Below are 24,486 nucleotides of genomic sequence, written 5' to 3' on the forward strand. Positions count from 1 at the left end.
AAAAGATGCCGGAGTCACGATGGCGCAAGCCGCCTTCATGACCGGAACCGTCTGGGCGTTGCCTTCCATGGTAGTCCTCGTGGGCGCGATCGTGTCAGGTGTCGCGCTGCCGGCGGCATTGTTTGCGGTGACGTTGTCAGCCATACGCCTGATGCCGATGGTGATGGCGCTCGTGCCCGAGATGCGGACCGAGAGGACCCGGCAATGGGTGCTCTACCTTCTTGCGCATTTCGTGGCGGTGACCTCATGGGTCCTGGCGATGGAGCGCCTGAAGCACATTCCGCGTGACATGCGCACAACCTACTACGCCGGGCTCGGCGGCACGCTGGTCACGTCGAACATCATCGTGGTCACCGCCGTCTATGCGGTGGCGGATGCGCTGCCTTCCACCATTTCGGCGGCGCTCCTGATGCTTACGCCGATGTACTTCCTGACATCGTTGTGGGGTTCTGCACGCGAGCGGGTAGGGCACGTGGCGATGGTTCTGGGCCTTGCTCTCGGGCCGGTCTTCCACGTGCTGCTGCCGCAATTCGATCTCTTGGCCGCTGGAATGGTTGGCGGCACGGCTGCCTATGGTTGGCACCTTTGGCGGCGCAAGGCGGGCGCGGCATGAGTTATTTTTCCAACGGTGCCTGGTGGTGGCCGTATCTGTTCATTCTCGTTGCCGGCTTCGCCGCCACCGACATCTGGCGCTTCCTCGGCGTCTATCTCGGCGGCAAGCTTTCCGAAGATTCTGACCTGCTTGTGCTGGTCCGCACGATGGCGACGGCGCTTGTCGCCGCCGTCATCGGCAATCTAATCGTCTTTCCCGGTGGTGCGCTTGCGCACACATCGCCCATGCTGCGCATTGCCGCGGCAGGCCTTGGCTTCGCCGTTTACTTGTTGTCAGGCAAGCGCATGGTCGTCGGCATCATCGTGGCCGAACTTCTGCTGCTGGCCGGGCTCTATCTGGAGTTCTGACCCTGGGCCGATCAGCTATTCAGGGCCGACTTGATCTTTTCGGCGTTCGCAGCCAGCACCTCGGGCTTTTCCATCCCGCCACTGTGGGGCTTGAGCGGCACACCTTCAAAGCGCGGAATGACGTGCACATGCAGATGGTAGACCGTCTGCCCGGAAGCCGGTTCGTTGAATTGCATGATGGTGACACCGTCGGCGGCAAAGGCTTTCTTCACGGCCTGTGCTACTTTCTGGGTTACGGCGAAGAGGGGAGCCAGCGTCGCCGGGGCGGCGTCCAGTAGATTGCGTGAGGGTGCACGCGGAACGACCAGGGTGTGCCCCGTGCCTTGTGGCATGACATCCATGAAGGCGATTACGGCATCATCTTCGTAGACGCGGTGCGAAGGGATCTCACCGCGCAGCAGCCTGGCGAAGATGTTGGTATCGTCATAGCTCATGGTGTGCCTCTCGTGCTGTCGGGCGGGCTGGGGTACTCATCCTGCAGGTTGCACGAAATCAGGCGCCGGAAAAGCATGTTGCAAAACTATATCTATCTGGTGGTCGCGATCCTGTTCGAGGTGGTCGCCACGACAGCGTTGAAGGAAACACAGGGATTTACGAGGCTTGGACCGTCGCTCGTTTCCGTGGCGGGCTATGCGCTCGCCTTCTATTTCCTGTCGCTGCCGCTGCGCACCATGCCGGTCGGAATTGTCTACGCGCTCTGGTGTGCCGCCGGCATCGCCTTGATCACGGCCATCGGCTGGATCTGGTTCCGGCAGGCGCTCGACACCCCGGCGCTGATTGGCATGGGGCTGATCGTGGCGGGCGTGGTGGTGATCAACGTGTTTTCCAAGACAGTCGTGCACTAGCACGACACGGAATCAACAAGCTCAGAGCTTCTTGCGGCGTCTGAATGGACACCTCGTCTCGGTGGCGCATCAATCGGTGACTGGCTCGCCTTTGCGGAACGGAGTGTGCTCGTCGAGATAGTCGCTCATTGCCGCCACTTCGCGGCGTTCGCGCAGGAGATAGTCGGCGACGGCTCGCCTGAGGCCGGGGTGGGCGATGTAATGTGCCGAATGTACCGTCACCGGCCGGTAACCGCGCGCCAGCTTGTGTTCGCCCTGGGCACCTGCCTCGACCACTTTCAGCCTGTTCTCAATCGCGAAATCGATGGCCTGATGGTAGCAGACCTCGAAATGCAGGAACGGATGGTCCTCGATGCAGCCCCAGTTTCGGCCATAGAGCGTGTCGGAGCCGATGAAGTTGATGGCTCCGGCAATATAGCGGCCGTTGCGCTTGGCCATGACAAGCAGGATGTCATCGGCCATGCGCTCGCCAATCAGCGAGAAGAAACGGCGATTGAGGTAAGGGCGACCCCATTTGCGTCCGCCGGTATCCATGTAGAAGGTGAAGAAGTCGTCCCAGGCCTGCTCGGTGATGGCCCTGCCGGTCAGCCGCTCGATGCTGATGCCGGGACTGAGCGCCTCACGGCGCTCCTTTTTCAAGGCCTTGCGCTTGCGCGACGCCAGCGTGGCAAGGAAATCGTCATAGCAGTCATAGGCTTCGTTGAAGAAATGAAACTGCTGGTCTGTTCGATGCAGGAACCCCGCGGCTTCGAGTGTGGCTATGTCGTCTTCACCCGCGAAGGTGACGTGTGACGATGAAACGCCAAGCCGTTCGGTGACGAGTTTCAGCCCGGCGGCCAGACCGGCTCTTACCGTACTGGCGTCTTCGCGGTCCGAGACGAGCAGGCGAGGTCCTGTGGCAGGCGTGAACGGCACCGAACATTGCAGCTTGGGATAATAGTTGCCACCGGCACGTTCGAAGGCGTCTGCCCAGCCATGGTCGAACACGTATTCACCTTGGCTGTGTGACTTCACATAGCAAGGTACAGCCCCCAGCAACCTGCCGTCGGCGGTTTCCAGCCTGAGATGATGGCCTTGCCAGCCCGTGCGCGAAACGGCACAGCCGGATTCCTCCAGCGCGCTTAGAAAATCAAATGAAATGAATGGATTGTAACCGCTCTTCGATGTCCTTGTCGTGCCAGAGAGGCTATCCCATTCCTCGCGGGTGAAGGCATTGATGCCGGCGGCTATGCGCACGGCATAGCCAGCCTCGTCGGGTTCCTTCACATCGTCGCTCTGGTCCATGGCGTGTTATCTATGGTCCGTCGCAGCGCGTGCAAGATGGGTCAGGCGACCTGTGCGTGATCGGGCTCGAATCCTTCGAATGTCATCTGGTCGGCATATCTGAAGGTGAGGTCGATCGCAGGTTGGTCGCGGATGGTCCAGGTGATGACCGGCATGCCGAGCTTTTCCCTTACGAAGGAAACAAAGCGATTGGGCAGGTCGCCGGCGGCGTAGGACGTGAAGACGATACCATGTGCCAGCATGGAAAAATGCGCCTCGGTTTCATGGTTGCCGGTACCATAGGCGGTCAAGCCACCGGGAATGCCAGGTGCTTCCGTCTCGAATTCGCGGATCAGCCAATGATCGAAGGACATGATGGCGACCTGGCCTTCGTAGCGCTTGAGCAGGCGTCCCACCGCCCTGACAAGCCCGGCGTCATGTCCGGGCGTACCCTTGATCTCGACGACGAGCGGTACGCGCCCGTCAACGAGATCGAGCAGTTCACGCAATGTTGGCGGATGGTCGTCGGTGTCGCCGACACGCAACTGCGCCATTTCGGCAGCTGTCCGCTGCCAGACGAAACCCTCGGTGCCGGTCAACCGGCGCAGGTCGTCGTCATGGATGACGATAGGCACTCCGTCGGCCGACAGGTGCACGTCGCACTCGATGGCATAGCCGCGCTCGATCGCGGCGGAGAAGGCGGAAAGCGTATTTTCCCAACGTTTGCCGTTGAGGTCGTGAAAGCCGCGATGTGCGATCGGCCGGGCGGTCAACCAGGAGATGTCGGTCATGATCGAAGTGCCTATTCGACTTCCAGGATTGCTTCGATTTCTACGGGGGCATTGAGCGGCAGCGACGCGCTGCCGACGGCCGAGCGAGCATGCTTGCCTTTTTCGCCGAGCGCGGTCGCCAGCAGATCGGATGCGCCGTTGGCGACAAGGTGCTGTTCGACGAAATCGGGGGTCGAGGCGACGAATACAGTGATCTTGACGACTCGGCGGATCTTTTCGAGGTCGCCGAGTGCCGCCCTGGCCTGCGCCAGGATGTTGACGGCGCAATATTTCGCGGCTTCCTGACCGGTGGCGACATCAACGTCGCGGCCAAGCAGGCCAGTCGCGGTCAGCTTGCCATCCTTCAAAGGCAGTTGGCCGGAGGTCAGCAGGAGATTGCCGCTGCGGGCGAACGGGACGTAGTTGGCGACCGGCACGGCGGGCACCGGCAAGGTGATGCCGAGATCGCTTAGCCGCTTTTCGATTGTTTCGCCCATGGTAATTCCCTATTGCTTGAAGGTGTCGCGTTGGTTGGGTCGAAACTGCATTGTTTGACACGCTTCCGCCACGACTTTTTGTGATGTGGATCATCTTTTGCGGCTCAGCTGTCAGCCGCACCGACCGGAGCTGCCCATGCGCGTGACGCGCCTTCTAACCAGTGCCTTTCTGCTCGCCACTGCTCTGCCCGCTGCTCCAGTCTTTGCCGCGCCGTTGCTGCAGCCACACCGCGCCGTCTATGACCTTGCATTGGACAAAGCTTCCGATCGGTCAGGCATCACCGGCCTGTCGGGGCGCATGGTCTACGAATTCAACGGCTCGCCTTGCGAAGGCTATACAGTCAAGTTCCGGTTCGTGACGCAGATCGCGACCAACGACAACAACACGCGCCTTACCGACCAGCAGACCACGACCTTCGAAGACGCGCAGGGCAAGACCTTCTCCTTCGTGACAAAGTCCTTTGTCGATCAGTCGATGGACAAGGAAATCAAGGGCACGGCGACGAAGGAGCCCAAAGATCTCAAGGTCGTCCTGGACAAACCTGACAGGAAGACCCTGGAGTTGACCTCGACCCAGTTCCCCACCCAGCATCTGGTGGAACTGATCGGCAAGGCGGAAAAGGGCGAGACCTTCTACGAAACCAGCCTGTATGACGGGTCGGACACGGCAGACAAGGTGATGACGACGACTGTGGTGGTCGGCAAGCCCGTGGCTGCGGCGAAGGACGATCCGGAGGTTTCGGCGCTCGCCAAGTTCAGCAAGGACAAATACTGGCCGGTCGACATCGCCTATTTCGACCAGACCGACAAGGCTGATGGCGAAGAGCTGCCGTCCTATCGTATCTCCTTCAAGCTGCATGAGAACGGACTGACGCGGGATCTCACGATGGACTACGGCGATTTCTCGATGACGGGCAAGCTGGTCAATCTGTCGTTGTTCGATACGCCGCAGAAGCCCTGCAAGCAGTAGCGGCGCTGCTGCCGGTTCCATGGCGGTCTATGTCGATGCGGCAATCTGGAAATGGGCTGGCCATCGCTGGTGCCATCTTCTTGCCGATGACATCAACGAACTGCATGGGTTCGCGGCTCAGCTTGGCGTGAAGCGTTCTTCCTATCAGGGACCGCCGAAGACATCGGCGCCGCATTACGATATTACGGGGTTCGAGCGTGATCGCGCGGTGCGGCTTGGCGCCATCGAATGCAGCCGCGAGGAGATCGTTGCCGTGTTCCGGCGCGTTCGGATCAAGAACGGGAAGGTGAGGACATGACACTGACGGCCTTCTTTGCCTACAGCACCGCGGTCATCCTGGCGGCGATGACGCCGGGGCCAGCAATGTTTGCGGTGATCACCAATGGCGTTTCGCGCGGTTTCGCGCGGGCCTTTACCGCCGGCCTGGGAGTGGCGGCGGGTGATGCCGTTCTGGTCACCCTGGCGCTCCTCGGGCTGGTCACCCTGGTGCAGACCTTCGAATGGATATTCCTGGTCCTGAAATATGCCGGTGCCGCATATCTGATCTATCTCGGCATCAAGATGTGGCGCTCGGCGGCCGCCCGGGCGGAAGAAGGTGGCAAGGGCGAGAGCCGGTTCGTTCGCTCCTTCGTGCTTGGAGCTTCGATTGCGCTCGGCAATCCCAAGGCGATCCTGTTCCATGCCTCGATCATGCCGCTGATTCTCGATCTCCATGCCATGACCTTTGCCGATGGCCTTGTCGTGGTTGCTGTCGTGGTTTCGGCCAACATCCTGACCATGGGTTTTTACGCGGCATTGTCGGGTCGTGCGTCGTACTGGTTCCGGGTGCCCGCGCGCATGCGTATCATGAACCGCGTCGCCGGAGGTGCGATGATTGGTACGGGAGCCTTTATAGCTGCGCGATAGCAGGGCACGGCCAGCAGGCTTGCTTTTGCGCTGCAACACGGTTATAGGCGCGACCATTCCACACACGGGCTTTGGTGTCTGTCCGGGAGAAATCCGGCTGAAACCTCCGGTGGCGGCTCAGGTTAACCCCGAAAAGCAATGCGCTTTCGATCCGGTTTTCCAGAAACCGTCAAATGTCCGTGGAGGTCAACCGGAAAGGAACTAGACAATGGCTCTGCCAGATTTCAGCATGCGTCAGCTTCTCGAGGCTGGCGCTCACTTCGGCCACCAGACCCACCGCTGGAACCCGAAGATGGCGCCCTACATTTATGGCGCCCGCAACAACATCCACATCATCGACCTGTCGCAGACTGTGCCGCTGCTGCACCAGGCGCTGAAGCAGGTTTCGGACACCGTTGCCCGGGGCGGCCGCGTGCTGTTCGTCGGCACCAAGCGCCAGGCTTCCGACATCGTTGCCGATGCCGCACAGCGTTCGGCGCAGTATTACGTGAATTCGCGTTGGCTCGGCGGCATGCTGACCAACTGGAAGACGATCTCGAACTCGATCCAGCGTCTGCGCAAGCTTGATGATCTGCTCTCCGGTGGCGAAGCCCAGGGCTTTACCAAGAAGGAGCGCCTGAACCTCGACCGTGAGCGCGAGAAGCTGAACAAGGCTCTCGGCGGCATCAAGGACATGGGTTCGACCCCGGACCTGATGTTCGTGATCGACACCAACAAGGAAGCGAACGCAATTCTCGAAGCCAAGCGCCTCGGCATTCCGGTCGTTGCCATCATCGATTCGAACTGCGACCCGGACAAGATCGACTTCCCGATCCCGGGCAACGACGATGCCGCCCGCGCCATCCAGCTCTACTGCGACCTGATCGCCAAGGCTGCCATCGACGGCATCGCCCGCCAGCAGGGCGCGCTGGGCGTTGACATCGGCGCCGCGGCTGAAGCTCCGGTCGAGCCGGTTCTCGGCGAGACCCCGGCCAGCGAGACTCCGGAAGCGTAAGGCATTTTCGCGGCCAGGTGGCATCACCTGGCGTCGCATAGATGCGGTGAAACAAAAAACTTGGAGCGGTTCCGCGTTTCCGTGAAAAACGGAAACGCTCCAAGGTAGAGGGCCGCCTCAGGCCTTCATCAATTTCATATCTTGGCGCGTTAAGCGCCTGAACGCGGCGCATCATCGAAGAATCGATGGTGCGCCAGCCTATTGCGAAACAAAGAGGCGACAATGAGCATTTCAGCAGCACAGGTCAAAGAACTGCGCGACCTCACCGGCGCGGGCATGATGGACTGCAAGGCGGCCCTGGCCGAAACCAACGGCGACATGGAAGCGGCGGTCGACTGGCTGCGCGCGAAGGGTATCGCCAAGGCCGACAAGAAGGCCGGCCGCACTGCCGCCGAGGGCCTTATCGCTGTGGACGCCGGCCTGCGCGAAGCCGCGATCGTCGAAGTCAACTCCGAAACCGACTTCGTTGCCCGAAACGATGCCTTCCAGGAGATCGTGGCCAATGTCGCCAAGGTCGCGCTGGCCTATGGCAAGACCGAGGCCGTTGCTGCTGCCAAGTATCCGGGTTCCGACAAGAGCGTCACGGACACCATCAAGGACGCCGTCGGCACAATCGGCGAAAACCTCGGCTTCCGTCGTTCCGACAAGCTGACGGTCACTGAAGGCGCGGTTGCGACCTACATTCACAACGCGGTTGCCGACAATCTCGGCAAGCTCGGCGTGCTGGTCGCCATCGAGACCGCCGGCGACGCGCACAAGGCTGGTGCCTTCGCGCGCCAGGTCGCCATGCATGTTGCCGCCACCAACCCGCTGTCGCTCGACGTCGACGCGCTGGATCAGGCAGCCGTCGAGCGTGAACGCGCGATCTTCTCCGAGCAGGCCCGCGCTTCGGGCAAGCCGGAAAACGTCATCGAGAAGATGATCGAAGGCCGTCTGCGCAAATTCTACGAGGAAGTCGTGCTTCTGAAGCAGGCTTTCGTGCTGAATCCCGACCTGACCGTCGAGCAGGCGCTGAAGGCTGCCGAGAAGGATATCGGCGCTCCGGCCAAGATCACCGCCTATCTGCGCTTCGCCCTCGGCGAAGGCATCGAAAAGGAAGAGACCGACTTCGCGGCCGAGGTCGCTGCGGCAGTCAAGAAATAATCGCTCGAAGCTTCATTCTGGCTTTTTGATCGGCCGGGTGTCCGCGAGGATGCCCGGCCGATTTCTTGCGCGGTGTCGATGAAGGCACGCAGCTTCGGTGCCATTGAGGCGCGGCGTGGGAAATAGAGGAACAAGCCTGGTTCCTCGATAGATGTCTCGGGCAAAACCTCAACCAGTCTCCCGGCTGCAAGATCTGTCCGCAGCAGAGGTTCGAAGGCGTAGGCCAGTCCTATTCCGGCAAGCGCGAGGTCGCGCGCCGACATAGGGTCGCTGACGATCGCGGTGCCGCGCGTAGCCACGCTGACGTCTTTGCCATTCTCCAGGAGGTCCCAACGGTAGAGCGCGCCGGACCGCAGCAGCCGGTAGCCGATGCAGTTGTGGTCGGCGAGCTCACCCAGGCTTTCAGGTTTGCCATTTCGGCCGATGTAGGCGGGCGAGGCGACGATGGCGGTGCGAAAGGGCGGCGTCAGCCGCACTGTGACCATATCCTGCGCGATCATCTCGCCCAGCCGAACGCCGGCGTCGAAACCGTCTCCGACGATGTCGGTCAGTCGTTCGTCGGTGAATATTTCGATGGTCACATCTGGATAGCGCTCCGCCATGGCCGTCAACACCGGCAGCAGCGCCAGCGTCAGCGCCACCCGTGAGGTGTTGAGCCGCAACAAGCCACTGGCGCGGCCTTTCACGGCACGGATGCTTTCCATGCGTTCGGCAATATCGTCCAGGGCGGGTTCGGCTATGGCAACCAGCGCTCGCCCCGTTTCCGTCAGGGCGACGGAACGGGTCGTACGAGCAAACAGCGGCTGTCCTATCCGCTCCTCGACCAGTCGCACCGCGTGGCTGACCGCCGATGGGCTCATGCCAAGTTCCGCTGCAGCGGGCGCAAAACCGCCGCGTCGCGCCACGGCGACGATAACGGGCAAATGGCCAAGCAGATCGCGATCCATTCATGAATCGTATCGCATAATGAGTGCAGATAAAACGACATTATCAATTGATCCTGGAGCCGCCATCTTGATGACGGAACATCAAGCTGGAGCACGCAATGTCGGGGCAATTTGAAGGAAAGACCGCGATCGTGACCGGAAGCTCACGTGGTATCGGTCGTGCGATCGCTGAACGACTGGCCGATGATGGTGCAGGCGTGGTCATCAACTATCTCGAGAACGAAAGCCGTGCGCGAGAAGTCGTTGATGAAATCGAGGCGAAGGGCGGAAAGGCGATTGCGGTTCAGGCCGATGTGTCGAACCCCGTCGACATCCGCCGACTTTTCGATGAGGCCGAGGCGGCGTTTGGCAGACCCGATATTGTCGTGGCGAATGCCGCAACGGCGATCATCAAGCCGCTCGTCGAGGCCACCGAACAAGACTATGACCGTGTCTTCGACACCAACACCAAGGGTGTCTTCTTCATCCTGCAGGAAGCGGCGAAACGGCTGCGTGACAACGGACACATCGTCGTCACCTCGACGGGCGGTACAAAGATGTTCTTCGGCCAGACCTCCCTCTATCTTGGCAGCAAAGGCGCCGTGGAGCAGTTCGTACGTGTGCTGTCGCGCGAACTGGGGCCGCGCAACATCACGGTGAACGCCATCTCGCCGGGTTTCACCGACACCGAGCTCCTGCCTGATCGGGATCGCGTTGTTGCGGCAGGCATGTCGCCCTTCGGTCGCATTGGCACCCCGCAGGAAGTCGCTGAAGTCGCGGCGTTCCTTGCCAGCGATGCGGCGCGCTGGGTGACCGGCCAGAATGTCGGTGCCGGCGGCGGCGTCTTCTGACTGCCCCAGCTCCCATCAACTGATATCGAAAGAGGAACGACGATGAACGCTTTGACGCGCCTTGCGCTTTACGCTGCAGTGGCGGCCGCTCCGGACATGGGGAGCAGCGCCGCAGCAACCGAACCCTCGAACGCTGAACTGCGAAGACTTGTCGACGAGCGTGCGCTGATCCGCATTGTCGACCAGATTGACCGCGCCGTCGACGCACAGGACTGGAAGCTGGCGCGCGGCTACTTCGCCGACCGCGTGCGGGTCGATTTCAGTTCGCTCAGCGGCCAGCCCGAAACCGTCATCCCGGCCGATGAGCTGATCGCCGGATGGGCCGGGAACCTGAAGGGCGGCAAGACCAGCCTGCATCTGCGCACCAACCATGATGTATCCATCGATGGGGACCGGGCCGTGGTGAAATCGAATGGCTATGCCTGGAACCGCATGGAAGGCAATGGTGATCCGCTGTGGGAGGTGTGGGGTACCTACACGGCAGAAATGGTGCGGGGCAGCAGAGGCTGGGCAGTCGATGCCTTTGCTTTTCACAAGATACATGAGCGCGGCAACGACTGGGTGAAGACCACGCCCGGCAGATGAGCCGTGCAGCTGCAAGAAAGCGTCGGGATTTCAGGAGACTTCCATGGGCATGATCTACTACACGCTTGGTAACAGCGGCCTCAAAGTGAGTCGGCTCGCACTTGGTGCGATGACCTTCGGCACCGAGTGGGGCTGGGGTGCCGACAAAACAGCAGCGCGCGCGCTGTTTGACACCTATGTCGAGGCGGGTGGCAATTTCTTCGACACCGCGGACGCCTATACGGGCGGCACATCCGAGACCTGGCTAGGTGCGTTCATCGCGGAGAGGGGACTGCGCGACAGGGCGGTCATTTCCACCAAGTTCAGTATGAATCTGGAAGGGCCGGATCCCAACACCGGCGGTAATGGCCGCAAGAACATCGTGCGGGCGCTTGATGCTTCGTTGAAGCGGCTCGGAACCGACTATGTCGACCTTTACATCCTGCATTGTTGGGACCGGTTGACGCCGCCGGAAGAGGTGATGCGCACGCTGGATGATCTGGTGCGTGCCGGCAAGGTCCGGCATGTCGGTCTGTCCGATGTGCCGGCCTGGTATGCCAGCCGCGCACAAGCCGTTGCGGAATTTCGCGGCTTTGAGCCGATTTCGACACTGCAGCTCGAGTATTCGCTGGTTGAACGCAACATTGAGCATGAGTTCGTGCCGTTTGGCACCCGGCACGGTGCCGGTATCATGGTCTGGAGCCCGCTGGGCAGCGGACTGCTCAGTGGCAAGTACCACTCCGGTGATGCTCGGAAGGTGAGCGGGCGCCTGGAAACGGTGCGTGGGACGACCAATCCCGGTTTCCAGAAATTCAATGATCGAAATTGGGCGATTGTCGCCGAACTCGAAAAGGTCTCGGCAATGCTTGGCAGAAGCATGGCGCAGGTAGCGCTGAACTGGGTGGCAACGCAACCCGGCGTGGCCTCCACCATCATCGGTGCGACCAGGGTGGAGCAATTGCAGGACAATCTTGGGGCCCTGGATTTCGAGATTCCGACCGAGTTGCGGGCAAGGCTCGAACTCGTCAGCCGCCCCGTTGTTCCGTTTCCGTATTCCTTCTTCGGATCCGAGATCCAGGGTGGCATCAGCGGCGGCGCCACGATCGGCTCCAAGCCCTCAGGTTACTATCCGGAGACTCTGGTTGAAGGAACGTACGCCGGCGTCAATTAAGGAAAGCCGGCGAATCCATCAACAGGTGAAGGCCATCGGAGGAGGGCGCGGCGTGACATGGCCGCGCCCTTCGTGTATCCGGTGCAGCACATCGCCAACTGTACGGGACAGCGCCGGGCTTCGCCCGGGACCATCCCGCGACATGACCCCAGGGGACCCAATGACAACCAAACCGCTCTACCGACGTGTCCTGTTGAAAGCGTCGGGCGAGGCGTTGATGGGCGAGCAGCATTTCGGCATCGACGTTTCGGTAGTTGACCGCATTGCATCCGACATTGCCGAGGCGAGGGCACTTGGCGTCGAAGTCGGCGTCGTCATAGGCGGCGGCAATATTTTCCGCGGCGTGGCTGTCGCTTCGAAAGGGGGCGATCGGGTGACCGGCGACCACATGGGGATGCTGGCCACCATCATCAATTCGCTGGCGCTGCGCACTTCGCTCAACAAGATCGGCGTCGACGCAGTGGTGCTCTCTGCGATCGCCATGCCGGAGCTGTGCGAGAGTTTCTCGCAGCGCCAGGCGACCGCTTACATGAACCAGGGCAAGGTGGTGATCTTTGCCGGTGGAACCGGAAATCCCTTCTTCACGACCGATTCGGCAGCGGCGCTGCGCGCTGCCGAAATCGGCGCGGATGCCTTGTTCAAGGGCACACAGGTGGACGGCGTCTATTCGGCCGATCCCAAGAAGGACCCGACAGCAACCCGTTTCGATCGCATTACCCACGCCGAAGTCATCAATAAGGGCCTTTCCATCATGGATACGGCTGCAATTGCGCTTGCGCGGGAAAACAACATTCCGATAATCGTCTATTCGATCCACGAAAAGGGCGGTTTCGGCGAGATATTGAAGGGCGGCGGCCACTGCACGGTGGTAGCCGACAATTGACAACAGGGCTCAGCCCTGACGCAAGTGGCCCGGACAGCGGGCCGGGGAGACGACAATGAGTGGCGACTACAACGATCTGAAGCGACGCATGGACGGGGCGATCGCCGCCTTCAAACAAGACCTTGCTTCGTTGCGCACGGGGCGTGCGTCCTCCAACCTGCTCGATGCCGTGCACGTCCAGGCCTATGGCTCGGCGATGCCCATCAACCAGGTCGCAACCGTTTCGGTGCCGGAGCCACGCATGATCTCGGTGTCGGTGTGGGACAAGTCGATGGTGGGTGCCGTCGACCGGGCCATTCGCGAATCCAACCTTGGTTTCAATCCGATCGTCGATGGCACCAATCTGCGCATTCCGCTGCCTGAACTCAACGAGCAGCGCCGCAAGGAACTGGTCAAGATTTCCCACGGTTATGCTGAAAACGCCCGTGTTGCTGCCCGCCATGTGCGCCGCGACGGCATGGATTACCTGAAGAAGGCCGAAAAGGACGGCGATATCAGCGAAGACGATCATCGCAAGGAGTCCGATCGCGTTCAGAAGCTGACTGACGAGACGATCACGACCATCGACCGGCTGCTTTCCGAGAAGGAAGCAGAGATCATGCAGGTTTAGGCTCGGCTACAGCCGACGCGAAAGCAGAACCATGGCAACGCCCGCGCATGTCGCGATCATCATGGACGGGAATGGACGCTGGGCCAAGGCGCGCGGTCTTCCGCGCGTCGCCGGTCATCGCGCCGGTGTGGAGGCAGTGCGCCGTACCGTGAAGGCCGCCCCCGACCTCGGTATTTCATACCTCACGCTCTACGCGTTCTCGTCGGAAAACTGGTCGCGGCCGAAGTCCGAAGTCTCTGACCTGATGGGACTGTTGAAGCTGTTCATCCGTCGCGATCTGGCTGAGCTGCATCAAAACGGCGTCCGGGTCAGGATCCTTGGCGATCGCGCTAGCCTGCAGCCCGACATTCGCAATCTGCTCGTGGAGGCGGAGACCCTAACCGCGGGCAATTCGAAGCTGACGCTGCTGATCGCCTTCAACTACGGCAGCCGTGACGAGATCGTGCGCGCGGCGCGCAAGCTGGCCGCCGCTGCCATAAACGGCGAGATCGCACCCGAGCAGATCGACGCTGAGAATTTCGCTGCGCATCTGGATACGGCAGACATACCGGATCCGGAACTTCTCATCCGCACCAGCGGTGAGATGAGGCTCTCCAATTTCCTGCTGTGGCAGGCCGCATACAGTGAGCTTGTCTTCCTGCCTTGCTATTGGCCAGATTTCAGCCGTGAGCATCTGGCGGACGCCATACGCGACTTTGGAGGGCGTGAGCGCCGGTTCGGCGGTCTCGCCGCGCAAGACGTCGCCTCATGAGTGATGGACTCAGCAATCTTCAAATTCGGGTGGTGTCCGCGGTTGTGCTTGGCATTGCCGTACTGGCGCTTACCTGGTTCGGCGCCTTGCCCTTCAGGCTTCTTGCGGCACTGATCGCCGGCGCGGTTTTCTACGAATGGACCCATATGGCTCGCGCCAACGGCGCAAGTCGGCTCGGCTTTCTTCCGGAAGCCTTGATGCTGGTCTTTATCGGTGTGCTCGTTGCAGGGGTCTCGGCTTTGACGACGGCGGCCGTGCTCGCGCTGCTGGTCGCCATCGCCGCGATCTGCGTGGCGATGCGTGGAGCGGGGCAATGGGATGCCGGTGGTCTCGCCTACGCGGGCCTTTCCGGGTTTGCGCTGGCTTTCCTGCGCGATGGCGACCGGGCGGGCCTTGCCGCTGTGCTTTTCCTGTTTGCGGTGGTCTGGGCAACCGACATTTTTGCCTATTTCGTCGGAAAGGCCATCGGTGGGCCGAAGCTCGCACCTGCCATATCGCCTGGCAAGACACGAAGCGGCGCATTGGGCGGTGCGGTTTTCGGAGTTGTTGCGGGCGTTCTGGTTGCGGCGGTTCTGGGCCAGCCCAATCTTGCTTCGCTTGCTGTCGTGGCGTTGGTGCTGTCAATCGTCGCACAGGCCGGTGATCTGTTCGAATCCTGGGTCAAACGCCGCCATGGGGCCAAGGATTCCAGCACGATCATTCCGGGCCATGGCGGTGTCATGGATCGTGTCGATGGACTTGTGGCTGCGGCCGTGGCCCTGTACCTGATTGGCTGGATGGCAGGGTCTGCCGATCATCCGGCGCAGGGGCTCTTTCCGGTCTGAAGTTTCGACGTGCACAGCGCATCGGTGCCACGGATTCGCCCTGGATTGATGTCACATTTGCGATGCGGACCAAGGACTGGGGAATTGAGGACGTGAATTGAACGAGTTTCTTTCCGCGCTGTTGAGTACCCAGGGCTTTGTGCTCGGCACGCTTGTGCCGTTCCTGTTCGTTTTGACCGTCGTCGTGTTCGTACACGAGATGGGGCACTATCTTGTCGGCCGCTGGTGCGGCATAGGCGTGCGCGCTTTCTCCATCGGTTTCGGTCCGGAATTGATCGGCTTCAATGACCGTCGCGGTACGCGTTGGAAACTCTGCGCGATTCCGCTCGGCGGCTATGTGAAGTTCGTCGGTGACATGAACGCGACTTCGAGCCAGCCCGGCGAGGAGGAACTCGACAAACTCAGCGACAGCGAACGCAGGATCGCCTTCCACACTCAGCCGGTCTGGAAACGGGCGGCGACCGTATTCGCCGGTCCTCTGTTCAATTTCCTTTTGACCATTGCGGTTTTTGCCGTGCTGTTCATGACTTTCGGCCGGTCGGTGCTGGAACCGGCGGTGGCCGAGGTTCGCCCCGGCAGTCCTGCAGCGGAGGCTGGCATTCTGCCGGGCGACCGCTTTGTCAGCGTCGATGGCGCGAAGGTCGAGAGCTTTGCCGATGTGCAGCGCCTCGTTTCCGGCCGGGCGGGTGATGCGATCACCTTCGTCATGCTGCGCGACGGCAAGGATGTCAGCGTGGTGGCGACGCCGCAATTGTCCGAACAGGAAGACGCGCTTGGCAATAAGGTCAAGATCGCGGTGATCGGCGTGACCACCAACAAGGAGGTCGGTCAGCCCAGGCACATAACCTATTCGCCAGGCGGCGCGGTCGTTGCGGCCGTCGAGGCGACCGGCCAGATCATCGAGCGCACCGGCCTGTTCATGAAGCGCTTCGTCGTTGGCCGGGAGGATAAATGTCAGCTCGGCGGGCCGGTCAAGATAGCCGGTATGGCCGGGCAGGCGGCGAAGCTCGGCTTCGAGTGGCTAGTGCAACTTGCCGCATTGCTGTCTGTCGGGATAGGGATACTCAATCTTCTGCCGATTCCGCCACTGGACGGCGGCCATCTTCTCTTCTACGGGATTGAGGCTGTCATCCGGCGGCCGGTGTCCGAGCGGATGATGGAGGCGGTTTATCGGACGGGAATGATTCTCGTCCTGGGGTTCATGGGTTTCGTGTTCTGGAACGATTTGTTTGGATGCTGAAATCATGAAGGAATTTGGCTCATGGGGCGGGTTTGTTGAGGCACCGTTTACCATGAGCAGGGATATGAGTGACGCGAAAGCCACGCTGGGAACGTAAGTAAATACAAATTAACCAGAAGCCTTGCGTGTAGGGAAAATCCGGTTAATACGGTACGGGAAAATGACCGCGACGTCCGGTTTTCTCGCCGTGGGGACTACGAGAAAAAGGTTTTATAGCCCGATGAAGGCAGCATCCAAGTTTCTGAGCGCCGCGTCTGCGGCGGCTTTGTCAGCCGCCCTGGTTGTTCCAGGTTCGCTCGCTGTTCAGTTTGTATCGGTGTCTGCTGCCCAAGCGGCCGTGGTGAGCCGCATCGATGTGAACGGCAACACGCGCGTCGATGCCGAGACGATCCGCAACTATGTGAAGATCAAGCCCGGCAAGGCGTTTTCGAACGCCGACATCGACGAAGCCGTCAAGGCGCTGTTCGGTACCGGCCTGTTCTCGGATGTCCGTATCAACCAGGCTGGTTCTGCTCTGGTCATCAGCGTCTCCGAGTACCAGGTCGTCAACCAGGTCATCTTCCAGGGCAACAAGAAGATCAAGGATGCCCAGCTCGCGATGGCCGTGCAGCTGAAGCCGCGTTCGTCCTATTCGCAGGCCGCTGTCGATGCTGACATCGAGGCGATCAAGGAAGCCTATCGTCGTATCGGTCGTGACGACGCTGCGGTTACCAGCCAGATCATGGATCTGGGCGAGAACCGCGTGAACGTCGTCTACAACGTCAACGAAGGCGAGCGCACCAAGATCGTGTCCGTCAATTTCGTGGGCAACAAGGCGTTCTCGAGCCGTCGTCTGACCGACGTCATCGGCACCAAGAAGTCGAGCTGGCTCTCATTCATCCTGCGCGACGACGTGTTCGATGCGGACAAGCTGAAAGCCGACGAGGAGCTGTTGCGCCGCTTCTACTACAATCGCGGTTATGCCGATTTCCAGGTCGTGTCCGCTACGGGTGATCTTGATAGCGCCAACAACCAGTACACCGTCACGATCACGGTGGACGAGGGCGAGCGTTACGACTTCGGCGATATCAGCGTCGACTCGTCGATCCCGGAAGTCGACGCGCAGGCGCTGCAGTCCGTGGTTCAGACCTATAAGGGCGATACCTACAACGCCAAGAAGGTCGAAGATTCGATCATCGCACTGACCGAAAAGGTTGCCGGCCAGGGCTATGCCTTTGCTCAGGTGACGCCGCGTGGCGACCGTAATTTCGAAAACAAGACCATCTCGGTTACCTACACGATCGACCAGGGTGCCAAGGCCTATATCGAACGTATCGAAATCCGCGGCAACGTTCGTACCCGCGACTATGTGATTCGTCGCGAATTCGACCTCAGCGAAGGCGACGCCTTCAACCAGGTGCTTGTGCAGCGCGCGAAGAAGCGTATCGAAGCTCTTGATTATTTTGAGAAGGTGGACATCTCGACCCAGCCAGGTTCAGAGCCTGACCAGGTCGTTCTTGTGGTCGACCTCGTCGAGAAGTCGACGGGTGACTTCTCGGTCGGCGCCGGTTACTCGACCGGTGGTGAAACACCTGGTCCGTCGGTGATGGGTTCGATCACCGAGCGCAATTTCCTGGGCCGTGGCCAGTTCATCAAGCTGTCCGCCGGCGGTGGCAGGAAGTCGCGCGACTACAGCGTGTCCTTCACCGAGCCGTATTTCCTTGGTCGCCGCATTGCAGCTGGCTTCGACATCTACCGCTCGACGCGCGAATACGATGCCTACGATTCGGAAACGACCGGCGCGACGATCCGTTTCGGTCTGCCGATCACGCAGAACCTGACGACGCAGCTCGCCTACAACATCTCGCAAGAGAAGTATAAGTACGACAAGGGTTGCTACGATGCCTCCGGCGTCTTCAATCCGTTGCTCTGCAACGTCTCGCAGGCAATCCAGAACGCAATCACCGATCCGGTGACGGGAAATCTGCGTGGCGCCTGGATCAAGTCGTCGGTCAGCGGTTCGCTGGTCTACAACACCATCGACGACATGAAGAATCCGCACTATGGCATCTATGCCAACGGTGGTGTGGAAGTGGCTGGTCTCGGCGGCGATGCCAAGTTCGTCAAGCTGACGGCGCGAGCTTCGATCTATCAGACACTGTCCGAAGAGCTTGATATCGTCGGCTTGGTGTCTGGTGGCGCTGGTCACATCATCGGTTATGGCGACAAGGACCTGCGCGTCTTCGATCTGTTCCAGAACAACGACCGCATGATCCGCGGCTTCGAGTTCAACGGTATCGGTCCGGCAGCGGCCCGGCCCGGCGGCGGCTACGACCATCTGGGCGGCACGACTTACTTCAATGCGTCGGCCGAAGCTCAGTTCCCGCTGCCGCTCGTTCCGGAAAGCCTCGGCTTGCGCGGCGCGGTGTTCGCGGACGCCGCGACGCTTTATGGCAACGAGGTTTCGGGTGTCGACGGAACGACAACTGGCATGAAGCTGCGCGCATCTGCTGGTATCGGCCTGATGTGGGCATCGCCTTTCGGTCCTCTGCGTATCGACTATGCGATCCCGCTCAAGAAGGAAAAGACGGACGACGTCCAGGAATTCAACTTCGGCATTTCGACCCGATTCTGATTTGCGAACCATGGCGGCTTCCGGACATTTCGGTTCGGAAGGCCAAGGTCTGATTTGGCTGGATACCGCTCAGGAATGACCGAACCGGTGTTTTTTGTGGCTTCGCGCCGATTCACGGTGGCCGAAGTCGCGAATCTGACTGGTTCGGCTTTGTCTAACGAGGCATATGCCGAGACCGTCATCGAGACGATTGCCTCAGCTACCGACACCAACGACAAAGCCCTGGTCTTTGTGGATGGCAAGCGTAATGCCGGCCTGATGCCGACCTTGAACGCCGCAGCGGTGCTCTGCACGGCGGACATTGCTGACAAGGCGCCTGCCGGTGTCGCGGTTTTGATCAATCCGCGCCCGCAGCAGGCTTTCGCCATGATCGGCCGGCTGTTGTATCCCGATGCTTCCACACCTGTCGCCCTGACCTCCGAAACGGGGATTTCGAGCCGCGCCTACGTTGATGATACTGCCCATGTCGAAGACGGGGCGATCGTCGAGGCTGGTGCCGTGATCGGCGCCGGCGCATATGTCGGCAGCGGCACGGTGATTGCAGCCAACGCCGTTGTCGGACGCAACTGTCGCGTTGGCCGTGACGGTTACATCGGCCCAGGTGCGAGTGTTCAGTATGCCCTGGTGGGCAATCGCGTGATCATCCACGGCGGAGCTCGCGTCGGGCAGGACGGTTTCGGTTTCGCCGGCGGCGCCAAGGGTCCTGAGCGCATGCCGCAGATCGGCCGTGTCATCATACAGGACGACGTCGAAATCGGTTCGAACACCACGGTGGATCGCGGTGCAATGGCCGATACCGTGATCGGTGAGGCGACAAAAATCGACAATCTGGTTCAGATTGCCCACAATGTGCGTATCGGCCGAGGCTGCATCATTGCCGGCCATTGCGGTCTTTCCGGTTCCGTGACATTAGGCGATTACGTCATGCTGGGTGGCCGTGTGGGTATCGCCGACCACATTACCGTGGGCGACAGGGTACAGGTGGCCGCGTCCTCAGGCTTGATGTATGACATTCCTGCGGGCGAGCGCTGGGCCGGCATGCCTGCGCAGCCAATGCGTGACTTCTTCCGGGAGCTCTCGGCGATCCGCGCATTTACGAAGCATTCCAAGGGGGACAAGAATGGCTGATACGGCCGGTTCGACGCTTGAAGTCGTCGATCTGATCGGGCTGATGAAAATCCTGCCCCATCGCTATCCGTTCCTGATGATCGACCGTATCATCGATATCGATGGTGACAACTCCGCCATCGGCGTCAAGAATGTCACGGTCAATGAACCGCACTTCATGGGCCATTTTCCGGAACATCCGGTGATGCCGGGTGTGTTGATCCTGGAGGCGATGGCGCAGACTGCAGGCGCGATCTGTATCCGCGCGGCGGGTGCTGAAAAGCCGTCACTCGTCTATCTGCTGACCATTGACGGCGCCAAGTTTCGCAAGCCCGTCGTTCCGGGTGACCAGCTGCTGATCCACGTGCATAAGCTCAAGAAGCGCGGCAATCTTTTGAAATTCGCCTGCGAAGGGAAGGTCGATGGTGCCGTCGTCGCCGAGGCCGAGGTTCAGGCGATGATGGTCGAGAACGAGCGACCGTAAGTTTTCAGGTACGCATGACAACCGAAACATTCATTCATTCCGCTGCCGTTGTTGAGTCCGGTGCCCAGATCGGCGTCGGAGCCCGCATCGGGCCATTTTGCCATGTCGGATCCGATACGGTCATTGGCGACAATGTCGAACTGGTGAGCCACGTTTCCGTGCTGGGTGGAACGACCATCGGCGCCGGCACCAAAGTTTGGCCGATGACCGTGCTGGGCGGACCGCCACAGAACACGAAGCACAAGGGTGGCCGCACGACATTGGTCATCGGCGCCAATTGCACCATCCGTGAAAACGTGACGATGCATCTCGGTACCGACAACAGCCGTGGCGAAACGACCGTTGGTGACAACGGCAATTTCCTTGCCTACGCACATATCGGTCATGACAGCGTTGTCGGCAAGAACGCGACATTCGCCAATGGCGCCACGCTTGGTGGCCATTGCGAGGTCGGCGACAATGTCTATATCGGCGGCCTGAGCGCCGTTCACCAGTTCGTGCGCGTTGGCGACAATGCTTTCCTGGCCGGCTGTTCAGCCTTCGTTGGCGATGTCATTCCTTATGCCATTGCCATGGGCAACCGCGCCAAGCTGCGCGGCCTGAATATCGTCGGCTTGAAGCGGGCTGGTCTGCCGCGCTCCGAAATCTACCTGCTGCGGCGCGCTTACCGCGCGATCTTCGACCCCTCGCGCACTGTTGCCGAGAATGTCGAACTGGCCAAGGCGGAGTTTTCCGGTTCCCCGGCGGCGATGAAGATCATCGACTTCATAACCAGCCGTGGCAAGCGGCACTACACCGTGCCGCCGCTGAAGGGCGGGGCCGATGACGACGCCGACGACGACAGCTGAGGGCGGCGGCCGCCTTCAGCTCCCGCCGGATGCCAGGGTCGGTATCATCGCCGGTGGCGGCAGGCTTCCGACTGACGTCGCCAATGGACTCGGCGAACGGGGACACAAGCCCTTCGTCCTGATGGTACAGGGCGAGGCGTTGCCGGAGAGCGCGCTCGGGAAATTTGAGCACGAGGTGCTTTCGCTTGAGAACATCGGTTCTCTGGTCGGAATCCTGAGACGCCGCGGCATCACGCATGTCGTGCTCGCCGGCGAAATCAGGCGGCGACCACGACTTGGCGCCATGCGCTTCAACCTCGGTCTGCTAGCCATTGTTCCACTTGTGATTTCCGCGCTGGCACGGGGGGACGATGGCCTTCTCAAGGTGGTCGTTCGCGGGCTTGAGGCGCGTGGTTTCACCGTTGTCGGGGCACATCAGATCGTCCCTGACCTGACGGCGACCGAAGGAGCCTTGACCCGCCTTGCTCCGTCCACGGCCGACTGGAAGGACATTGAGGCCGCGCACGAAGCTGCAATCGCTATCGGCATGCTCGACATAGGGCAGGGTGCAGTGGCGGTTGGCGGTCGTGCGATCGCGCTGGAAGGGATCGAGGGAACGGACGGCTTGCTGGCACGCGTGAGAGAATTGCGCGGGCATGGCCGGCTGGCTGGAAAGAAGGGCGGCGTGCTGGTCAAATGCGCCAAGCCCGGGCAGGAGCTCAGGGTGGATCTGCCTTCCATCGGCTTGCAGACCGTTGAGGGCGCTCACGCCGCCGGTCTGGCCGGCATCGCTCTGGAAGCCGGCCGCTCACTGGTTTTGGATAGCTCGGCGGTGATCGCAAAGGCGGATGCGCTCGGCCTCTTTGTGGTCGGTCTGCCAGCCAAGGAGCGGATCACATGACGGCTGGGCCGCTCCGGATCGCCATCGTGGCGGGTGAGGAATCCGGCGATCTGCTGGGTGCCGATCTGATCGCTGCGCTCAAGGCAAAGACCGGCCGTGAGATCCAGCTCGTCGGTCTTGGCGGGCGTCATCTCAAGACGCTCGGTCTCAATCCGCCATTCGATGCCAGCGAGATCGCCCTGATGGGATTCAGTGCCGTGCTTGCCGGCTTGCCCCGCTTGATCCGTCGTATCGGCCAGGTTGCCTCGCTGATTGCGACCGAAAAACCGGACTGCCTTGTTACCATCGACAGTCCGGATTTTTCGCTGCGCGTGGCGAAAAAGGTACGCGCGGCCAACCCGGCCATCCCGATCGTGCACTATGTATGCCCGAGCGTGTGGGCATGGCGGCCTGGCAGGGCGCCTGCGATGAAACCCTATGTCGATCATATCCTTTGCATCCTGCCGTTCGAAGCGAAGGCGTTGGAGCGACTGGGTGGACCGCAAGGAACCTATGTCGGCCACAGATTGAGCCATGACGCCGATGTGTTGCGCGCTGCTGCAGCGCAGAACGCGCCTCGTGATCTTGGTGAGGACCGGGAAAAGACACTCCTGCTTCTGCCTGGCTCGCGGCGTGGCGAGGTGAAGAAGCTGCTCGAACCCTTCGGAGAAACCGTCGCGGTGCTCGCCGAACGGGGCCACAGGATGCGCCTGCTGTTGCCAACCGTACCGCATGTCGCGGAATTGGTACGAACGGCCGTTTCGCCCTGGCCGCAAAAGCCTGAAATCATCGTGGATGCGGCACGCAAGTGGCAGGCATTCGGCGAAGCCGACGCGGCGCTGATTGCCTCAGGCACGGTTTCGCTGGAGTTGGCGCTGTCAGGCGTACCGATGGTTTCGACTTACAAGCTCGATCCGGTGGCAAAGCTGCTTCAGAAGCTTATCACCACCTGGTCGGCGCTTTTGCCGAATCTCATCGCCGATCGGGCGCTGGTGACCGAATTCTACGACATCTATGTGCGGCCGCCGAACCTTGCCCGCCAGATCGAGGCCTTGTGGTCGGACAGCGGACTTCGCACATGGCAGAAAGACGGGTTTGCCGAGGTGCGCCGCCGCATGGCGACCGACCTTCCGGCAGGCGAAATCGCGGCAGCTGTCGTCTTGGGGGAAATCGACAAGCACCGCTGATATCGTGGCTGCGTTGAACTGGCGCCCTAGCTCGCAGAGCTGGAAGCAACGGGCTCTGCGTTTTTCTTCCAGTCACCCGTAGTGTTCCACCAACGATTGGGATTCTCGCTGTCGTCCAGGCCCCTTGATCTGCTGCTGAGGATCGACTGAAGGCGGATTACGGGCTCCTGGTAGCTGTGTGTCAGAAAGATTGCCTCGACCACCTTCTCGGCCAGTTGCTGATCCTCGGGTATTTCAAAGAATATCTCAACGACACCGGGTCGCCTGCGGAGGTCGGTCTCTGGCCCGGCTGCCGCGCCTTGCAGTGGGCGATAGCGTTCCACGCCCTCGGCTGTCTGATAGGAGTTGCTGTCGTATTTTCCCATGACGAGCGGAATGATTGCGGTGACTTCGGCCATGATACGATCGACGTCTTCCATGGGTGCCTGAAAAGTCACCAGCAGCACGGATTGCAGGGTGACGGACCGGGTCGCAAAAGCATTCAGCATCTTGGCGTGCTCCGTGAAAAGAAACGAGCCGAGAATAGCCATGTCCTCCTGACAGGCTTGAGTCAGGAGTCGCCGGTGCCGAAACGAAAACAGCCGGCCTCGTAGCCGGCTGTCCATTGATGGTCGGGAGTTTGCAGTCTGATTACTTGTCTTTGCCAAGCGCCGCGTCGACGCTCCACGCACCGGGACCAGCCGCGGCGATGAAGAGAAACACGAAGCAGAAAAGCATTGCCGCTTCGCCGCCATTGAGTACCGGGAAGAAGGCCTGCGGGGCATGCGCGATGAAGTAGGCGAATGCCATCAGGCCGGAGAGGATGAAAGCCACCGGGCGCGAGAACAGGCCAATGATCAGCAACAGGCCACCGACGATTTCCAGGACTGCGGCTGTCGTGGTCATGCCATTGAGCGGATAGGGGAACGGGGCTGGCCAGCCAAGCAGCTTCATAGTGCCGTGCGTCAGGAAGGTGGCTGCGGTCGTGATGCGCAGGATGCTGAGCAACTGTGGCGCCCAGGGCTGAAGAAAACCAAATTTCATATTGTCCCTCAATATCTCGTTTGAATGGTTGCGGGTGATCTCAAATGCAGCGTGTGCTGGCAATCCGCACCTAGCGGGGAAATGCGGCGGGGCCATCTGCGCGCGGTCAAATGACGAGCCTCGCAAATCAACAGTTGTTGAGAGGGGCGTGATGTCCTGGCCGTCGACGGACAGCGAGGACACAGTCTTCCTGTGG

At 60.7% G+C, this 24,486-nt stretch carries 29 protein-coding genes; 22 read left to right on the plus strand and 7 right to left on the minus strand.

What is annotated here, in order from left to right; genetic code table 11:
- The first annotated feature begins 19 nt into the window (after positions 1-19).
- Both ACFJIU_RS10375 and ACFJIU_RS10380 read left to right on the plus strand, forming a co-directional pair.
- Positions 20-613, plus strand: a complete 594-nt coding sequence (locus ACFJIU_RS10375) for an AzlC family ABC transporter permease (RefSeq protein ID WP_379070805.1) — start codon at positions 20-22, stop codon at positions 611-613.
- The gene (locus ACFJIU_RS10380; protein ID WP_379070808.1) at positions 610-960 is read left to right on the plus strand and encodes an AzlD domain-containing protein; all 351 of its coding nucleotides are present in this window, start codon (positions 610-612) and stop codon (positions 958-960) included. The genes ACFJIU_RS10375 and ACFJIU_RS10380 overlap by 4 nt, the downstream gene beginning before the upstream one ends.
- 11 nt (positions 961-971) lie before the next feature.
- On the opposite strand, the gene ACFJIU_RS10385 is transcribed toward ACFJIU_RS10380, so the two are convergent.
- Entirely contained in the window at positions 972-1,394 is a 423-nt protein-coding gene (locus ACFJIU_RS10385; protein ID WP_379070811.1) for an HIT family protein, read from the minus strand.
- Positions 1,395-1,472: 78 nt separating this feature from the next.
- On the opposite strand from ACFJIU_RS10385, the gene ACFJIU_RS10390 reads away from it, so the two are divergent.
- The gene (locus ACFJIU_RS10390) at positions 1,473-1,805 is read left to right on the plus strand and encodes a DMT family transporter (RefSeq protein WP_379073040.1); all 333 of its coding nucleotides are present in this window, start codon (positions 1,473-1,475) and stop codon (positions 1,803-1,805) included.
- A gap of 69 nt (positions 1,806-1,874) precedes the next feature.
- Here the strand turns inward: ACFJIU_RS10390 and ACFJIU_RS10395 are convergent, their stop codons facing one another.
- From ACFJIU_RS10395 to ACFJIU_RS10405, 3 genes are read right to left on the minus strand one after another with little or no spacing between them, the layout of a single operon-like run.
- Positions 1,875-3,089, minus strand: coding sequence for a GNAT family N-acetyltransferase (locus tag ACFJIU_RS10395; RefSeq protein ID WP_379070814.1), 1,215 nt, complete (start codon positions 3,087-3,089; stop codon positions 1,875-1,877).
- 41 nt (positions 3,090-3,130) lie between these two features.
- Complete coding sequence (locus ACFJIU_RS10400) at positions 3,131-3,859, minus strand: glycerophosphodiester phosphodiesterase (protein ID WP_379070817.1); 729 nt, start codon at positions 3,857-3,859, stop codon at positions 3,131-3,133.
- A gap of 11 nt (positions 3,860-3,870) precedes the next feature.
- Positions 3,871-4,335, minus strand: coding sequence for a RidA family protein (locus tag ACFJIU_RS10405; RefSeq protein ID WP_379070819.1), 465 nt, complete (start codon positions 4,333-4,335; stop codon positions 3,871-3,873).
- 136 nt (positions 4,336-4,471) lie between these two features.
- Here ACFJIU_RS10405 and ACFJIU_RS10410 point away from each other — a divergent pair, with 136 nt between their 5' ends.
- The 5 genes from ACFJIU_RS10410 to tsf all read left to right on the plus strand — a co-directional run bounded on the left by ACFJIU_RS10410 (position 4,472) and on the right by tsf (position 8,348).
- Positions 4,472-5,305, plus strand: a complete 834-nt coding sequence (locus ACFJIU_RS10410) for a cell envelope integrity EipB family protein (RefSeq protein ID WP_379070822.1) — start codon at positions 4,472-4,474, stop codon at positions 5,303-5,305.
- Between the two features lie 19 nt (positions 5,306-5,324).
- Positions 5,325-5,603 carry a DUF4031 domain-containing protein gene (locus ACFJIU_RS10415; RefSeq protein WP_379070825.1) on the plus strand — a complete coding sequence of 93 codons (279 nt, stop codon included), beginning with the start codon at positions 5,325-5,327 and terminating at the stop codon, positions 5,601-5,603.
- On the plus strand, positions 5,600-6,211 hold the full coding sequence (locus ACFJIU_RS10420; RefSeq protein ID WP_379070827.1) for a LysE family translocator: 612 nt from the start codon (positions 5,600-5,602) through the stop codon (positions 6,209-6,211). Before ACFJIU_RS10415 ends, ACFJIU_RS10420 begins: the two co-directional genes overlap by 4 nt.
- Positions 6,212-6,419: 208 nt before the next feature.
- A complete protein-coding gene (gene rpsB, locus ACFJIU_RS10425; protein WP_326892195.1) occupies positions 6,420-7,205 on the plus strand; it encodes a 30S ribosomal protein S2 in 786 nt (261 codons plus the stop codon).
- Between the two features lie 222 nt (positions 7,206-7,427).
- Positions 7,428-8,348, plus strand: coding sequence for a translation elongation factor Ts (gene tsf / locus ACFJIU_RS10430; protein ID WP_379070831.1), 921 nt, complete (start codon positions 7,428-7,430; stop codon positions 8,346-8,348).
- Here tsf and ACFJIU_RS10435 read toward each other — a convergent pair.
- A complete protein-coding gene (locus tag ACFJIU_RS10435; protein ID WP_379070834.1) occupies positions 8,264-9,295 on the minus strand; it encodes a LysR family transcriptional regulator in 1,032 nt (343 codons plus the stop codon). The genes tsf and ACFJIU_RS10435 overlap by 85 nt on opposite strands.
- Positions 9,296-9,393: 98 nt before the next feature.
- Between ACFJIU_RS10435 and ACFJIU_RS10440 the strand changes: the two genes are divergently transcribed.
- The 14 genes from ACFJIU_RS10440 to lpxB all read left to right on the plus strand — a co-directional run bounded on the left by ACFJIU_RS10440 (position 9,394) and on the right by lpxB (position 23,267).
- Entirely contained in the window at positions 9,394-10,125 is a 732-nt protein-coding gene (locus ACFJIU_RS10440; protein WP_379070837.1) for a glucose 1-dehydrogenase, read from the plus strand.
- Positions 10,126-10,167: 42 nt separating this feature from the next.
- On the plus strand, positions 10,168-10,710 hold the full coding sequence (locus ACFJIU_RS10445) for a nuclear transport factor 2 family protein (RefSeq protein ID WP_379070840.1): 543 nt from the start codon (positions 10,168-10,170) through the stop codon (positions 10,708-10,710).
- 43 nt (positions 10,711-10,753) lie between these two features.
- A complete protein-coding gene (locus ACFJIU_RS10450) occupies positions 10,754-11,860 on the plus strand; it encodes an aldo/keto reductase (RefSeq protein ID WP_379070843.1) in 1,107 nt (368 codons plus the stop codon).
- Positions 11,861-12,020: 160 nt separating this feature from the next.
- The gene (pyrH, locus tag ACFJIU_RS10455; RefSeq protein WP_054310889.1) at positions 12,021-12,743 is read left to right on the plus strand and encodes a UMP kinase; all 723 of its coding nucleotides are present in this window, start codon (positions 12,021-12,023) and stop codon (positions 12,741-12,743) included.
- Between the two features lie 55 nt (positions 12,744-12,798).
- Positions 12,799-13,353: a ribosome recycling factor gene (gene frr / locus ACFJIU_RS10460; protein WP_129415073.1), complete on the plus strand. Its 555-nt coding sequence runs from the start codon at positions 12,799-12,801 to the stop codon at positions 13,351-13,353.
- Between the two features lie 31 nt (positions 13,354-13,384).
- Positions 13,385-14,104 carry an isoprenyl transferase gene (locus ACFJIU_RS10465; RefSeq protein ID WP_379070846.1) on the plus strand — a complete coding sequence of 240 codons (720 nt, stop codon included), beginning with the start codon at positions 13,385-13,387 and terminating at the stop codon, positions 14,102-14,104.
- Positions 14,101-14,928 (plus strand): phosphatidate cytidylyltransferase, encoded by an 828-nt coding sequence (locus ACFJIU_RS10470; RefSeq protein WP_379070849.1) that lies wholly within the window; start codon positions 14,101-14,103, stop codon positions 14,926-14,928. Before ACFJIU_RS10465 ends, ACFJIU_RS10470 begins: the two co-directional genes overlap by 4 nt.
- A gap of 97 nt (positions 14,929-15,025) precedes the next feature.
- Positions 15,026-16,168, plus strand: a complete 1,143-nt coding sequence (rseP, locus tag ACFJIU_RS10475; protein WP_379070852.1) for an RIP metalloprotease RseP — start codon at positions 15,026-15,028, stop codon at positions 16,166-16,168.
- Between the two features lie 220 nt (positions 16,169-16,388).
- Positions 16,389-18,782 (plus strand): outer membrane protein assembly factor BamA, encoded by a 2,394-nt coding sequence (gene bamA / locus ACFJIU_RS10480; protein ID WP_379070855.1) that lies wholly within the window; start codon positions 16,389-16,391, stop codon positions 18,780-18,782.
- A gap of 75 nt (positions 18,783-18,857) precedes the next feature.
- Positions 18,858-19,910 (plus strand): UDP-3-O-(3-hydroxymyristoyl)glucosamine N-acyltransferase, encoded by a 1,053-nt coding sequence (gene lpxD / locus ACFJIU_RS10485; RefSeq protein WP_379070858.1) that lies wholly within the window; start codon positions 18,858-18,860, stop codon positions 19,908-19,910.
- Entirely contained in the window at positions 19,903-20,373 is a 471-nt protein-coding gene (fabZ, locus tag ACFJIU_RS10490) for a 3-hydroxyacyl-ACP dehydratase FabZ (protein WP_379070861.1), read from the plus strand. The genes lpxD and fabZ overlap by 8 nt, the downstream gene beginning before the upstream one ends.
- A gap of 14 nt (positions 20,374-20,387) precedes the next feature.
- Complete coding sequence (lpxA, locus tag ACFJIU_RS10495) at positions 20,388-21,221, plus strand: acyl-ACP--UDP-N-acetylglucosamine O-acyltransferase (RefSeq protein WP_129415081.1); 834 nt, start codon at positions 20,388-20,390, stop codon at positions 21,219-21,221.
- Entirely contained in the window at positions 21,196-22,101 is a 906-nt protein-coding gene (locus ACFJIU_RS10500) for an LpxI family protein (protein ID WP_379070864.1), read from the plus strand. Before lpxA ends, ACFJIU_RS10500 begins: the two co-directional genes overlap by 26 nt.
- The gene (lpxB, locus tag ACFJIU_RS10505) at positions 22,098-23,267 is read left to right on the plus strand and encodes a lipid-A-disaccharide synthase (protein ID WP_379070867.1); all 1,170 of its coding nucleotides are present in this window, start codon (positions 22,098-22,100) and stop codon (positions 23,265-23,267) included. Before ACFJIU_RS10500 ends, lpxB begins: the two co-directional genes overlap by 4 nt.
- A gap of 26 nt (positions 23,268-23,293) precedes the next feature.
- On the opposite strand, the gene ACFJIU_RS10510 is transcribed toward lpxB, so the two are convergent.
- Complete coding sequence (locus tag ACFJIU_RS10510) at positions 23,294-23,755, minus strand: hypothetical protein (protein ID WP_379073041.1); 462 nt, start codon at positions 23,753-23,755, stop codon at positions 23,294-23,296.
- Positions 23,756-23,897: 142 nt separating this feature from the next.
- Complete coding sequence (locus ACFJIU_RS10515) at positions 23,898-24,290, minus strand: DoxX family protein (RefSeq protein ID WP_379073042.1); 393 nt, start codon at positions 24,288-24,290, stop codon at positions 23,898-23,900.
- Positions 24,291-24,486 lie beyond the last annotated feature (196 nt).

This window comes from Mesorhizobium sp. UC74_2, assembly GCF_042701485.1.
Classification (GTDB): domain Bacteria; phylum Pseudomonadota; class Alphaproteobacteria; order Rhizobiales; family Rhizobiaceae; genus Mesorhizobium.

Coding starts and splice junctions, on each gene's coding strand:
- ACFJIU_RS10375 (WP_379070805.1), top strand. CDS start 20: ATGGCGCAAGCCGCCTTCATGACCGGAACCGTCTGGGCGTTGCCTTCC.
- ACFJIU_RS10380 (WP_379070808.1), top strand. CDS start 610: ATGAGTTATTTTTCCAACGGTGCCTGGTGGTGGCCGTATCTGTTCATT.
- ACFJIU_RS10385 (WP_379070811.1), bottom strand. CDS start 1,394: ATGAGCTATGACGATACCAACATCTTCGCCAGGCTGCTGCGCGGTGAG.
- ACFJIU_RS10395 (WP_379070814.1), bottom strand. CDS start 3,089: ATGGACCAGAGCGACGATGTGAAGGAACCCGACGAGGCTGGCTATGCC.
- ACFJIU_RS10400 (WP_379070817.1), bottom strand. CDS start 3,859: ATGACCGACATCTCCTGGTTGACCGCCCGGCCGATCGCACATCGCGGC.
- ACFJIU_RS10405 (WP_379070819.1), bottom strand. CDS start 4,335: ATGGGCGAAACAATCGAAAAGCGGCTAAGCGATCTCGGCATCACCTTG.
- ACFJIU_RS10410 (WP_379070822.1), top strand. CDS start 4,472: ATGCGCGTGACGCGCCTTCTAACCAGTGCCTTTCTGCTCGCCACTGCT.
- ACFJIU_RS10415 (WP_379070825.1), top strand. CDS start 5,325: ATGGCGGTCTATGTCGATGCGGCAATCTGGAAATGGGCTGGCCATCGC.
- ACFJIU_RS10420 (WP_379070827.1), top strand. CDS start 5,600: ATGACACTGACGGCCTTCTTTGCCTACAGCACCGCGGTCATCCTGGCG.
- rpsB (WP_326892195.1), top strand. CDS start 6,420: ATGGCTCTGCCAGATTTCAGCATGCGTCAGCTTCTCGAGGCTGGCGCT.
- tsf (WP_379070831.1), top strand. CDS start 7,428: ATGAGCATTTCAGCAGCACAGGTCAAAGAACTGCGCGACCTCACCGGC.
- ACFJIU_RS10435 (WP_379070834.1), bottom strand. CDS start 9,295: ATGGATCGCGATCTGCTTGGCCATTTGCCCGTTATCGTCGCCGTGGCG.
- ACFJIU_RS10440 (WP_379070837.1), top strand. CDS start 9,394: ATGTCGGGGCAATTTGAAGGAAAGACCGCGATCGTGACCGGAAGCTCA.
- ACFJIU_RS10445 (WP_379070840.1), top strand. CDS start 10,168: ATGAACGCTTTGACGCGCCTTGCGCTTTACGCTGCAGTGGCGGCCGCT.
- ACFJIU_RS10450 (WP_379070843.1), top strand. CDS start 10,754: ATGGGCATGATCTACTACACGCTTGGTAACAGCGGCCTCAAAGTGAGT.
- pyrH (WP_054310889.1), top strand. CDS start 12,021: ATGACAACCAAACCGCTCTACCGACGTGTCCTGTTGAAAGCGTCGGGC.
- frr (WP_129415073.1), top strand. CDS start 12,799: ATGAGTGGCGACTACAACGATCTGAAGCGACGCATGGACGGGGCGATC.
- ACFJIU_RS10465 (WP_379070846.1), top strand. CDS start 13,385: ATGGCAACGCCCGCGCATGTCGCGATCATCATGGACGGGAATGGACGC.
- ACFJIU_RS10470 (WP_379070849.1), top strand. CDS start 14,101: ATGAGTGATGGACTCAGCAATCTTCAAATTCGGGTGGTGTCCGCGGTT.
- bamA (WP_379070855.1), top strand. CDS start 16,389: ATGAAGGCAGCATCCAAGTTTCTGAGCGCCGCGTCTGCGGCGGCTTTG.
- lpxD (WP_379070858.1), top strand. CDS start 18,858: ATGACCGAACCGGTGTTTTTTGTGGCTTCGCGCCGATTCACGGTGGCC.
- fabZ (WP_379070861.1), top strand. CDS start 19,903: ATGGCTGATACGGCCGGTTCGACGCTTGAAGTCGTCGATCTGATCGGG.
- lpxA (WP_129415081.1), top strand. CDS start 20,388: ATGACAACCGAAACATTCATTCATTCCGCTGCCGTTGTTGAGTCCGGT.
- ACFJIU_RS10500 (WP_379070864.1), top strand. CDS start 21,196: ATGACGACGCCGACGACGACAGCTGAGGGCGGCGGCCGCCTTCAGCTC.
- lpxB (WP_379070867.1), top strand. CDS start 22,098: ATGACGGCTGGGCCGCTCCGGATCGCCATCGTGGCGGGTGAGGAATCC.
- ACFJIU_RS10510 (WP_379073041.1), bottom strand. CDS start 23,755: ATGCTGAATGCTTTTGCGACCCGGTCCGTCACCCTGCAATCCGTGCTG.
- ACFJIU_RS10515 (WP_379073042.1), bottom strand. CDS start 24,290: ATGAAATTTGGTTTTCTTCAGCCCTGGGCGCCACAGTTGCTCAGCATC.